The sequence below is a fragment of the Chlorobiota bacterium genome, assembly GCA_016700335.1.
In the GTDB taxonomy this organism is placed as follows: Bacteria; Bacteroidota; Ignavibacteria; order OLB7; family OLB7.
On the sequence record CP065014.1, the window covers coordinates 1,777,642 to 1,789,410 of the forward strand.

Annotated in this window: 12 protein-coding genes; 5 read left to right on the forward strand and 7 right to left on the reverse strand. The window is 27.5% G+C overall.

Features of this window, described 5'->3' with window-relative positions; genetic code table 11:
* The first annotated feature begins 21 nt into the window (after positions 1–21).
* On the forward strand, positions 22–1,968 hold the full coding sequence (locus IPP08_07285; GenBank protein QQS65586.1) for a T9SS type A sorting domain-containing protein: 1,947 nt from the start codon (positions 22–24) through the stop codon (positions 1,966–1,968).
* A 1-nt stretch (position 1,969) separates the two neighbouring features.
* Entirely contained in the window at positions 1,970–2,332 is a 363-nt protein-coding gene (gene crcB, locus IPP08_07290) for a fluoride efflux transporter CrcB (protein ID QQS65587.1), read from the forward strand.
* A gap of 11 nt (positions 2,333–2,343) precedes the next feature.
* On the opposite strand, the gene IPP08_07295 is transcribed toward crcB, so the two are convergent.
* From IPP08_07295 to greA, 3 genes are all read right to left on the reverse strand, one after another.
* Complete coding sequence (locus tag IPP08_07295) at positions 2,344–2,853, reverse strand: hypothetical protein (protein QQS65588.1); 510 nt, start codon at positions 2,851–2,853, stop codon at positions 2,344–2,346.
* A gap of 1 nt (position 2,854) precedes the next feature.
* A complete protein-coding gene (locus tag IPP08_07300; GenBank protein QQS65589.1) occupies positions 2,855–3,445 on the reverse strand; it encodes a sigma-70 family RNA polymerase sigma factor in 591 nt (196 codons plus the stop codon).
* Positions 3,446–3,570: 125 nt separating this feature from the next.
* Positions 3,571–4,044, reverse strand: coding sequence for a transcription elongation factor GreA (gene greA, locus IPP08_07305; protein QQS65590.1), 474 nt, complete (start codon positions 4,042–4,044; stop codon positions 3,571–3,573).
* A 173-nt stretch (positions 4,045–4,217) separates the two neighbouring features.
* On the opposite strand from greA, the gene IPP08_07310 reads away from it, so the two are divergent.
* Positions 4,218–5,096, forward strand: a complete 879-nt coding sequence (locus IPP08_07310; protein QQS65591.1) for a phosphoribosylaminoimidazolesuccinocarboxamide synthase — start codon at positions 4,218–4,220, stop codon at positions 5,094–5,096.
* 69 nt (positions 5,097–5,165) lie between these two features.
* Here IPP08_07310 and IPP08_07315 read toward each other — a convergent pair whose 3' ends face one another.
* From IPP08_07315 to IPP08_07330, 4 genes are all read right to left on the reverse strand, one after another.
* Positions 5,166–6,686 (reverse strand): aminotransferase class V-fold PLP-dependent enzyme, encoded by a 1,521-nt coding sequence (locus IPP08_07315; protein QQS65592.1) that lies wholly within the window; start codon positions 6,684–6,686, stop codon positions 5,166–5,168.
* Between the two features lie 56 nt (positions 6,687–6,742).
* Complete coding sequence (locus tag IPP08_07320; GenBank protein ID QQS65593.1) at positions 6,743–7,012, reverse strand: DUF5519 family protein; 270 nt, start codon at positions 7,010–7,012, stop codon at positions 6,743–6,745.
* 133 nt (positions 7,013–7,145) lie between these two features.
* Entirely contained in the window at positions 7,146–8,093 is a 948-nt protein-coding gene (locus IPP08_07325; GenBank protein QQS65594.1) for a hypothetical protein, read from the reverse strand.
* A gap of 42 nt (positions 8,094–8,135) precedes the next feature.
* Positions 8,136–8,837 (reverse strand): putative N-acetylmannosamine-6-phosphate 2-epimerase, encoded by a 702-nt coding sequence (locus IPP08_07330; GenBank protein ID QQS65595.1) that lies wholly within the window; start codon positions 8,835–8,837, stop codon positions 8,136–8,138.
* Positions 8,838–8,948: 111 nt separating this feature from the next.
* On the opposite strand from IPP08_07330, the gene IPP08_07335 reads away from it, so the two are divergent.
* Together IPP08_07335 and IPP08_07340 are read left to right on the forward strand one after the other, a co-directional pair.
* A complete protein-coding gene (locus IPP08_07335; protein QQS65596.1) occupies positions 8,949–10,037 on the forward strand; it encodes a hypothetical protein in 1,089 nt (362 codons plus the stop codon).
* A gap of 110 nt (positions 10,038–10,147) precedes the next feature.
* On the forward strand, positions 10,148–11,710 hold the full coding sequence (locus IPP08_07340; GenBank protein QQS65597.1) for an acyl-CoA carboxylase subunit beta: 1,563 nt from the start codon (positions 10,148–10,150) through the stop codon (positions 11,708–11,710).
* Positions 11,711–11,769: the final 59 nt, after the last annotated feature.

Below are 11,769 nucleotides of genomic sequence, written 5' to 3' on the forward strand. Positions count from 1 at the left end.
TGATTTTTCAATTATTTCTATATGAAAAATATATTATTCAAGTTAATTATAATATCATCAGTACTTCAATCATACTCATTTGCTCAAGAAGTTCAAGTTGAATCTAATTCAATAATGAAAAATACACCTTGGTTTGTCAAAGAAATGATGAAAGATATTATAGAAGAAAAAACTCATTTATCATTAGAAGAAATAAGGAATATCTACTTTAATAATGAAATTAAATCTTCGTTATCTAAAAGTAAGAACGAAGATATTTATAATTCCTATCCAAATTTAGCAAAGATAGTTGAGAATAATGATGAAGTAGGTGTATCAACTAGTTCAGGTGTTGAGAGTGAACTTCATGTTGCAATTAATCCTAAAGACACTAATAATATAGTTGTTTCAGCAATTTATCAAAGTGAAACAAATAATTTGTATTGTACTATTTATTTTACAAAAGATTTTGGCAAAACTTGGATTAAAAGTGCATTCAAAACTACTCCCAAAGTATTAGGAGTTACAACAATTGGGGGTGGAGATCCCTTTTTTGCATATGATAAAGATGGTAAATGTTATTTATCTTGGATTAATTTATATCTCAAAGGAAATAAATCAACTGATAGTGGATATTTCTCATTAGTTTGGGCTTCATCAACTGATGGTGGAGAAAATTGGGTCAGACCAACTAATGATGTTATTGGAGTAGGTGCAATGTTATCTAGTTATATTCAGTTAGGATTTCTTACCAAAGGATTTGATAAACAATGGATGTCTGTTGATAAAACAGATTCTCCTTATAGAGGAAATTTGTATTGTGTTTTTTATGAAATTAATGTGAATAGTAATCCTCAAGCAGTAATAAATTTTAGGAAAAAATTAGCTAATTCAAATTCATTTCAAAATGTAAGCATTCCAATCTCAGGAGAAAATTTTACTCAAGTTCAATTTTCTCAATGTGAAGTTTCTCCAAATGGAAATGTTCATGTTACATTTATGGGAAAATCAATTGATGATACAAATGACTTAGCACTATGGCATTGTAGTTCTTCAAATGGAGGTGATAGTTTTGATGAACCACAAAAAGTAACTTCATTTAGAATGCCTAGATTTGCAACTGGTTTTCTTACCTCTGATACTATTTTAGGGGTCTCTGCAAAGCGACAATATCCATGCCCTCAACTTAGTATAGATTATTCTAATACCTCATCTAGAGGAAATCTTTACATGTGTTGGACTGGATATGGAATTACTAAAAAAGAAAAAAATGGTGCTGATATTTATTTTACTAGTTCTAAAGATAATGGTTATTCTTGGAGCAACCCAATAATAATTAATGATGATAAAAAAGGTATTGTTAAACATAATTTTTATCCATCAATGACTGTAAATCCAAACGGTGTAATTGTAATCAATTGGTATGATAAAAGATTAGATTCATTAAACAAACAAACTTCATATTATAGTGCTATGAGTTTTGATAATGGTAAAACCTTTAGTACTAATATACCAATATCAAATTTAAGTTCTGATTTTTCTAAAATTGGTTTAAAAAATAATTCATTTGGTATTGGAGAATATAACAATACTGTTTCTACTATTGGTTATGCAATTCCTGTTTGGGCTGACGGTCGTAAAAATAATGGAGATATCGATTTATATATGGCACATGTATTAATTGGTAATAGGACAACTTCAATTGAAACAATTACTTCATTAAACAATGGGTTATACTTCACTTTATCTCCAATACCAGCCTTAGATTTAGCTACAATTAGTTTTGATTTAAAATTCAATCAAAACATTCAATTAGAAGTTTATAATTCAAGTGGTATTAAAGTAGATAATATTCCTATGATTGAATGTAAAGTTGGAAAAAATTTAATTAAATTAAATGTTGAAAAATATTTAAATGGTACATACTTTTGTAAATTAAGTAGTAATAGTGGTAGTTTTATTAGAAAATTTACTGTGGTAAATAATTAGTATGAATTACATATTAGTAAGTATTGGTGGTGCAATTGGGAGTTTATTAAGATATTCAATAGGACAATTAAATTTTGAAAATAATAATAAGAATTTATATTTAACATTTTCAGTAAATGCAATTGGTTCTTTATTTATTGGAATTATTTATTCTTTGTTCGATAAAAACTCAATTAATTATGAAGTTAAACTTTTACTTGCTACAGGATTTTGTGGAGGATTTACAACTTTTTCTACTTTTTCAATTGAGAATATTAATCTATTAAAGAATGGGAATATTCTAATTTCAGTAATTTATATTTTTATTAGTTTGTCTTCATGTTTAATATTCACATACTATGGATATAAATTATTTTCAAAATAAAACCATTATTATTAATCTTTTATTTCAAGACTAGATATTATCCCATTTTCATCCTCTAAAGAAATTGCTTTTAACAATTTTAATTGCCTTCTATTTAGCACTAAACTTGTTGAGTTGTTAAATCCTGATATATTCCCTTCAGTTTCTGCTATTTCACTTGAATTTCTTTGAGTATATAAATTTTCAAATGGGTAAATATAATTTTCAACTTTAGTAATTACATTTCCTAATTTAATGTTGTAATTAACATTATTATTTTTAAACAGAAATAGAGAAATAATTATAAATGAAGGTAGAATTAACATTGTTGATGGTTTCCAAAATCTATCAAAAAAACTTAGTTTTTTTGGTGTTGAAATTTTAGAATGAACATTAAATAAAAAATTTTGGAAATAAGTTTCATCTGGTTCATCTTTATAACCTTTAACATCTTCACCTATTTCATGAAGTAAATTTTTAAGCTTTTTAACTTCAAAATCTATTGTTTCATCTTCATTCAATTTACTATTTAAATTATTCATGTTACTTATAGTATTTTTTTTCGACAGTCAATTTTCTTTCAGCATGGGCTTTATTAACATATTCAGAAACTTTACTAACTGCATGATGAAAATTTGCTTTTAATCCACCAACTGAAGTTCCTAATATATTCGATATTTCTTCATAAGGCAACTCATCATAATACCTCATAATAAATACAGATTTTTGTTTATCTGGCAAAGTAAGAATTGCTTTTTCAATCAACGATACATTCTCTTCTTTTATCAATTTTTTGTCTTGATCAGCATCTTTACCTAAAATATCAGCATATTCATCAATATCAAAAAATTTTCTAACTTTCTGTTTTCTAAGATGATTTATTGATAAATTAATTGCAATCCGATATAACCAAGTATAAATATTTGAATCACCTCTAAAATTATCTAATGCTGTGTAAGCTTTTACAAAAACTTCTTGTGCAATATCATCTGCATCTTCATGTCGCTTTACCATTCTTCGAGCAACATAATAAATTCTTTTTTGGTACCTTCTAACTAACTCGTTAAAAACTAAAAGTTTCTCACCAGAATTGTATAAATCTAAAAGTTTTCTATCTTCTAACTCTTGTATCATAAATTTGAAAAAGCGGGCATTAACAATACAATAACAAATTCTCAAATTTAAAAAGAGTTGTTAAAGATTGACCCAACAATGAAAGAGTAGTTTAAATGAAAATAATAATAAAACAAAAGTAATGATTAATGTCCAATTTCAAGGACTTCAAGTGAAATTTCTCCAGCAGGAACATTGGCATGAACTATATCACCTACTTTAGAACCAAGCAATGCTTTACCAATAGGAGATGAAACTGAAAGTTTTCTTTCTTCTATGTTGGCTTCCTCTGGTGAAACCATAACATATTTTATTAATTTCTTCGATTTTAAATTCTTAACTTTAACCGTTGATAATATATACACTTTATCAAGTGGTAATTCAGAGGCGTCAATTATCCTAGCTCTATTTATTATTCCCTCTAAACGGTAAAGTCTGTCTTCAAACAAGCTTTGCTCTTCTAACGCTGCAGTATATTCTGCATTCTCAGATAAATCACCATATGATCTAGCTTCAGCAATTTTATTTGCAACAGATTTTCTACCTTCTGTTTTCATTAAATTTACATCATGTTGCAACTCCTCAAATCGATCTTTTGTTAAATAAACTACGTCAGTCATAATATTATAATAAAATTTAAATTAATTTGCAATTCAAAAAAAATAAAACCGTCGCATTCTTATTTTTGCGCACGGCTTTTATTTAAAAAACAAATATAATTGTTTTTTTTAATTCTACAAATTGTAGATGAAACAATTTTAAATCATCAAAATAAATTTATTAATTAATTAATATGAATTATTCAAATTTTCCTGATCTAAATTTATGGCGAAGAGGTAAAGTACGTGATGTCTATGATTTAGATGGTAATCTACTTGTTATTGCAACTGATAGAATTAGTGCTTTTGATGTTGTTATGAATGATCCAATTCCAGACAAAGGAAAAGTGTTAACTAAAATCTCACTTAACTGGTTTAATCAACTTTCTTCAATAGTACCTAACCATTTAATATCTAGCAATATTAATCATTTTCCAGAGCCTTGTTCTAAATATAAGAATGAACTTGAAGGAAGGTCAATGTATGTAAAAAAGGCTAAACCTTTCCCAGTTGAGTGCATTGTAAGAGGTTATTTATCTGGATCTGGTTGGAATGAATACAAAAAAACTAATTGTGTTTGTGGGATCAAATTAGATGATGGATTATTGCTTTCAAGCAAATTGAAGAGTCCTATTTTTACACCTTCAACTAAAGCTGAAGAAGGTCATGATAAAAATATATCATTTGAAGAAATGAAAAATCTAATTGGAGAAAATGAATCAAACAAATTAAAATATTACTCTTTAAATTTATACAATAGAGCTTTTCAAATCGCAATTGAGAAAGGAATAATTATTGCTGATACTAAATTTGAATTTGGTATTGATGAAAATGGAAAAATTATCTTAATTGATGAGATATTAACCCCTGACTCATCCAGATTTTGGCCTTTAGATGAATATAAATTAGGCATAGAACAACCAAGTTTTGATAAACAATTTCTTAGAAATTATTTAGAAAGTATCTCATGGGATAAAAATCCTCCTCCCCCACCTTTACCAGATTATATTATAAATGGAACGCAGAAAAAGTATTTTGAGGCTTTGAATAAATTTGGACTTTTCTTAGATTAATTTAGAAATCAAAAAAATTTCAATAGTGACTTAATAATTAATTTTTACGTATTAATCTTAATAGATATTTCATACAAACAAATTTTTAGAAAAATCTTCAAACAAGTTTTTATCTTTTTTATGATAAAATGAATTAGTGTTCTTAATTGTTAAATAGTCTGAAGACCATTCTTCATGATTTAAAGCAATTTCTTTAATAGCATAAATTATAATATTTATTTCTTCGTTAGTTGTTGTAGGATGAATTGAAATTCTTATCCAACCTGGTTTTTTTAGCCATTCACCACTAATGTATTTGGTAATTATCTCATTAGATTCTTCTTGATTAAAATGTAATAAATAATGCCCATATGTTCCTGCACATGAGCATCCACCTCTCGCCTGAATGCCCCATCTGTCATTTAACATTTTTACTCCTAAATTGAAATGTAAATTATCAATATAGAATGAAATAATACCTTGTCTATTTCTATGTTCATTTGCAAGAACATGGAGATTTGGAATTTTATCTAATTCTTTAAATAGTATTTCTAATAACTCATCTTCCCTTTCTTTCATTTTTTTAACATCCATTTTATCTTTCAATTTGATGCTCATTGCAGTCCTAAAAGCTTGAAGGAATGCTGGTGTTCCTCCATCTTCCCTTGCTTGAATATCATCAAAATACTCTCTTCCACCCCAAGGATTTGTCCATTCAACTGTACCACCCCCAGGGTGATCTGGAATCTGATTTTTATACAAACTTTTACTAAAAACTAAAACTCCTGAAGTGCCCGGACCTCCAAGAAATTTATGAGGAGAAAAATATACTGCATCAAGATTTTGATTCTGGTTTTCTGGATGCATATTAACTTTAGTATAAGGAGCACTACATGCAAAATCAACAAAACATAATCCATTGTAAAAATGTATTAGCTCGGCAATTTGATAATACGGAGTTTTGATTCCTGTAACATTTGAACAAGCAGTAATAGCTGCAATTTTAAATTTCCTATCTGAGAATTTTTCAATTTCATTTTTAAAATTTTCCAAACTTACTAATCCATTTTCATCAGGATCAACAACAACCACATCTGCAATAGTTTCTAACCAACTAGTCTGATTAGAGTGATGTTCCATATGTGTAACAAATACAACTGGTGTTTCTTCTTTAGAAAATACAATTTTGTTCTTATAAGCTTCATGAATTTTAAAACCTAAAATCCTCTGAAATTTATTTACAACTCCAGTCATACCAGAACCATCACAAATTATAACATCTTCATCAGAACCTCCAACATGATCTTTTATAATATGAAGTGCTTCATGATATGCAGTTGTCATTAACATTCCAGTAAATGTTGTTTCACTATGAGTGTTTGCAACCATTGGGTAAACATCATTCATCATTTTATCTTCAATTGTTTTATACATTCTTCCACTAGCTGTCCAATCTGTATATATAAGTGGCTTGATACCATATGGAGTCTCAATTTTAGCTTCAATTCCAATAATATTATTTCTAAATTTTTGAAAATACTCTTCTAATGTTTGATGAACAAATTGATTTTCAATTTTATTTTCAACTGAAGCTATCTCATTTACATTCATGTTAAATAAAAATATTTTGAATAAAATATTTACTCAAATAATCTAAAAATTTAAGTTTATAAATTTTCAAATTTCCTTTTAAGTAAAGCTATTGCATAATTATAATCTAATTCTGTTTTTAAGTATAAACTAATCCAATTTGAATCTTTAAAAATATGATGTTTTGTTGCTATTCCATCATTCAGTATTCCTAAATAATCATCATTTTTAACTATCATATCAACAAGTCCATTCCCATGTAGATGGCACAATTCCTTATTATTTATGTTGAATTGTAAACCTCCATATTTATGTAGTACTCTTTTTACATTTTTCCATTCTAACAACTCAGTTTCTAATTTTGAAATTAAATTGTAAATATTATTACGAAAAATAAAACTATATAAAATCAATAATAGGTCAAACACCAAAGGAATTAAAGGAATATTTTTTAAAAAAGAAAAATGTTTGACAATTAGATTAAAGTACATTTTTTTCTGATAAATTTTTGATATGTTCCATTGCTCTTAAATGAACATTTCTTGTTATACTTTCAGCCCAATAATTAAAATACCATGCAGGATATACTCTTAATTTATACCAACTAGTACCTGTTAATGTTGTGGAACCATTTCCATTATCTTTTAAAACAAATTGCCCCTTCTGAATTTCTAAATGTCCAATAATTTCAGGGTCTTTGGGTTGTGAAGTAATCCTAAAAGTAAGTCTTTGATTTGGAATATATTCATCCATATATTCATTAAAAACAGCTCCATTACTGAAAATACAATTTCTTTTTTCTCCTTGAGCAAATCCAGTTACGGTGGTTGCAATTGGCATAGGTAAGCCAATATCAAACATCCAAAACTTTGATGGTTCATTAATAGAATCATATGCTGCCACATTCTTCCAAACTTTTTCAACAGGTGAATTTATAATAATAGAATCTGAAACTGATGTTTGAAAATTATGAATTGCAAATGCATCATAAATAAATAGCAATAAGAACATTAGAATAAAACTAACATTAACTTTATTATTTCTTTTTATCAAAATTATTTTCCCAAAGTATTGCCCTAACATCATCATTGCTAATATTATTGGAGAAACAATTAGCAAACAAATAGCACCTTCTTTTAAAATCAGAAAACATAAGGCAATAGCAATTAAAAATGTAATTAATAACAAATCAATATCTTTAAAAAATTTTATTTTCAAAGTATTTTCTTCATTTTTATTTTCCCAAAAAAAAGGAGTTATTAAACCCATGATTATTGGAGTTAAAATAAAATCTAAAGTAATATAAATTGAATTATTATCTATTTGTTCACTTTTTACAAGAACAATTCCAAGCCATACCATAAGAACCCCTAAGAGATTTGATATGATAATTCCTGATGCAATTCGTTTGATATTATCTTTTCTCATATAATTGTTAACTTGTTTTATGCAGTTAAAATAATAATAAAATCAATTTATAACTCTAGAAATTGAATCTGAAAACAATTGTGATATAATCCTTGGTCTTGTTATTGCAGCACCTACTATACATGAATATGCACCATTTTTAATAGCTTCCACTGCTTCTTCAATTGTGAAAATAAACCCTTCTGCTAAAATTGGTACTTTAACTGTTATGGATAATTTATTTATTAACTTAAAATATTCTTGTGTTGAATGAGCTAGTTCAATTGTTTCTGGCGTTCTACCGAAAAGTACTGTTGATATTGCGTTCGCACCAGCTTCAGCTGCTAACACACCTTCTTCGAATGTAGATATATCAGCTAACAAAATTAATTTTGGATATAAATCTCTAATATCTTTAAAAAATTTTGAACCAGTTGATAAATCTGGTCGAATTCTTTTTGTTGCATCAATTGCAATAACATTTGAACCAGATCTTATCAATTTATCTATAGCTGACACATTTGGAGTAGAGACAATTTGATCATCTAATTGTTTTTCACGAATACAACCAATAATAGGAAGTTTGGAGGAAGCTCTAATTTCCTGTATATTTAAAACACCATCAGCTCTAACAGCTATTGCACCTCCTTTTTCAGCTGCAACAGCAAACAAAGCACAATGTTGTGGCGTATAAAATGGTTCTTTATTGTCAAGTTGGCAACTTACAATTAATCCTTTAGGAATTATATCTTTAAAAAGAATCAAATTTAATATATAATGTTTTTGTTATTACACAAAATTAGCAATTATAATATGAGTATTGATTTCTAATTAAATAAATGTTTCTTATTTTCACAACTGATATTTTTCAATAATATGATTAAATTAAAACATTCATTACATTACATATTTCACCTAATCATTTTTTCGATAATTTTAATAGGTTGTGTAAAAGACCCATTATTTAACAATGATTTAATTCCTACAACAGATTTTAATAATGGTGTTCTAGTAGTAAATGAAGGACCAAAAGGAAAAGAAATTGCAAGTTTAACTTATTATAATCCTAATGATAACGTAGTTATCCAAAATTATTTCACTTATAAGAATTCATTTTTAAAATTAGGAGATTTAGCTAATGATATCTGTATAGTTAATGATAAATGTATTGTACCAGTAGCTGGATCAGGGGTTCTCCAAGTAATAAGTTTACCAGATGGTTTAACAAAAGGTTTAATAACTTTTCCCAAAAATTCATTTCCAAATAGAATATTAAAAAAGAACGATTCTATAGTTTTTGTTACATGTAATAATGGTGATTTATTAGTTGAAGTTAATTTAAATAAATATGAAATTACTAAAATAGTAAATACTCCACCAGCACCAGAAGCTATGGCAATTGTATATAACAAACTAATAGTATTAAATTCTGGTTATGGAAACTTGAGGCAAAAGGAAGTAAATGCTAGTACTTTTTCAATTTATAATTTGAATGATTTATCTCTAATAAAAAATGTTCCAACGAGTATAAATCCTACTCAATTAATATTTCTAAAATCAAATGGTAAATTTTATATCCAATCAGTTTCAATAGATAATTCATCTAGTGAATTCATTGAATATAATGGTTTAACTTTTGATAAAGAAAGAACTTGGTTTTTTAAACAAAGTTTAAGTTTAAGACATCCTTTTTGTATTGATAGTGTAAATCAAAAAGCTTATATATTAGGAATTGATGGTGTTCTTGCTATAAATTTATTTTCACAGAATTCACAGATTTCTAATTTTGTTAATAATATAAAAAATACAACTGCAATTGATATTTCACCAAACGGAGAAATTTATGTTGCACAAATTGATGCATTAGCTTCTGGATTAGGTAAAATCTATAGATATAATAATTCTGGTGAATTAGTTTACCAATTCAATGCTGGAATTTACCCTGGTGCTTTTGGATTTTATTAGAATTCAAATGTAATTATAAACTTTGATGTTGTATTATTATTCATAAAATTTGTATTTTACTCCTCACAATCAATCTTTTTTAAATTATTTTTTAACATAAACTATAGACTATGGATAATAATATTTCACTTGAAACACCAATAGAAAAATTAAATCGTATTAGGGAAGAATCTCAACAAGGTGGAGGAGAAAAAAGAACTTTAGATCAACATAAAAAAGGAAAATTAACAGCTAAGGAAAGATTAGAAATTTTATTAGACGATTCTTCATTTATTGAAATAGATGCTTTTGTTAGGCATGGAAGCCATGATTTTGATTTAGAAAAACAACGCCCTTATGGTGATGGAGTTATAACTGGTACAGGTGAAATTAATGGAAGGTTAGTTTGTGTTTTCTCACAGGATTTTACAGTTTTTGGAGGTTCATTATCTCAATCACATGCTAAAAAGATTTGTAAAATAATGGACTTAGCTATGAAGATTGGAGCTCCAGTTATTGGGATAAATGATAGTGGTGGTGCTAGAATTCAAGAAGGTGTGGTATCGTTAGGTGGGTATGCTGATATTTTCTTAAGAAATACTTTAGCATCAGGAGTTATTCCTCAGATTAGTGCAATATTGGGTCCTTGTGCTGGTGGTGCAGTTTATTCACCAGCAATTACTGACTTTATTGTGATGACTAAACAAACTAGTTTTATGTTTGTAACTGGTCCTAATGTTGTGAAAACTGTTACTCATGAAGAGATTACACAGGAGGAACTTGGTGGAGCAGAAACTCATTCAGTAAAGTCTGGAGTAGCTCATTTAACTGCTGAAGACGAGGTTACTGCATTACTTTCAATAAGAAAAATGTTATCTTATATTCCACAAAATAATAAGGAAGTAACACCATTAATTAATTATGATTTTGAGAGTTCAAATGAAGATTACGTTTTAAACGCAATAGTTCCAGAAAATCCTAATAAACCATATGATATTAAAGAAGTAATTAATCGTGTTTCAGATGAAAAAAGTTTTTTTGAGATTCAACCAGATTTTGCTCAAAATATTGTAATTGGATTTGCAAGAATATCTGGAAGATCAATAGGAATTGTTGCAAATCAACCCTCAATAATGGCAGGTGTTTTAGATATAGATGCTTCAGTTAAGGGGGCTAGGTTTGTAAGATTCTGTGATTGTTTCAATATCCCTTTAGTTGTTTTTGAAGATGTACCAGGTTTTTTACCTGGAACAGATCAGGAATGGAAGGGTATTATAAAACATGGTGCTAAATTACTTTATGCATTTTGTGAAGCAACAGTGCCAAAGATTACAGTTATAACCAGAAAAGCTTATGGTGGTGCTTATGATGTAATGAATAGTAAACATATTAGAGGTGATTTTAATTACGCTTGGCCTACGGCTGAAATTGCAGTAATGGGAAGTAAAGGAGCTGCCGAAATTTTATTTAAAAAAGAAATTTCTTCATCAGAAAACCCAGAACTTGCTCTTTCATTGAGGGATATTGAATATAGGGATAAATTTGCAAATCCCTATTTAGCTGCTGAACATGGATACATAGATGATGTAATTGAACCTGCAAAAACTCGACAAATTTTAATTAATGCTTTAAAAATATTAGAGAATAAAAAGGATACAAACCCACAAAAGAAACATGGAAATATCCCACTTTAATTAACTTGAAATTTATAAAAAAAAGCATTCAAAATCGAAATTATTGAATGCTTTTTAAT

Excerpts from the sequence above, each read along its gene's own strand:
- IPP08_07325 (QQS65594.1), bottom strand. The coding sequence starts at position 8,093 with ATGAGAAAAGATAATATCAAACGAATTGCATCAGGAATTATCATATCA.
- IPP08_07315 (QQS65592.1), bottom strand. The coding sequence starts at position 6,686 with ATGAATGTAAATGAGATAGCTTCAGTTGAAAATAAAATTGAAAATCAA.
- IPP08_07295 (QQS65588.1), bottom strand. The coding sequence starts at position 2,853 with ATGAATAATTTAAATAGTAAATTGAATGAAGATGAAACAATAGATTTT.
- crcB (QQS65587.1), top strand. The coding sequence starts at position 1,970 with ATGAATTACATATTAGTAAGTATTGGTGGTGCAATTGGGAGTTTATTA.
- greA (QQS65590.1), bottom strand. The coding sequence starts at position 4,044 with ATGACTGACGTAGTTTATTTAACAAAAGATCGATTTGAGGAGTTGCAA.
- IPP08_07285 (QQS65586.1), top strand. The coding sequence starts at position 22 with ATGAAAAATATATTATTCAAGTTAATTATAATATCATCAGTACTTCAA.
- IPP08_07335 (QQS65596.1), top strand. The coding sequence starts at position 8,949 with ATGATTAAATTAAAACATTCATTACATTACATATTTCACCTAATCATT.
- IPP08_07300 (QQS65589.1), bottom strand. The coding sequence starts at position 3,445 with ATGATACAAGAGTTAGAAGATAGAAAACTTTTAGATTTATACAATTCT.
- IPP08_07340 (QQS65597.1), top strand. The coding sequence starts at position 10,148 with ATGGATAATAATATTTCACTTGAAACACCAATAGAAAAATTAAATCGT.
- IPP08_07310 (QQS65591.1), top strand. The coding sequence starts at position 4,218 with ATGAATTATTCAAATTTTCCTGATCTAAATTTATGGCGAAGAGGTAAA.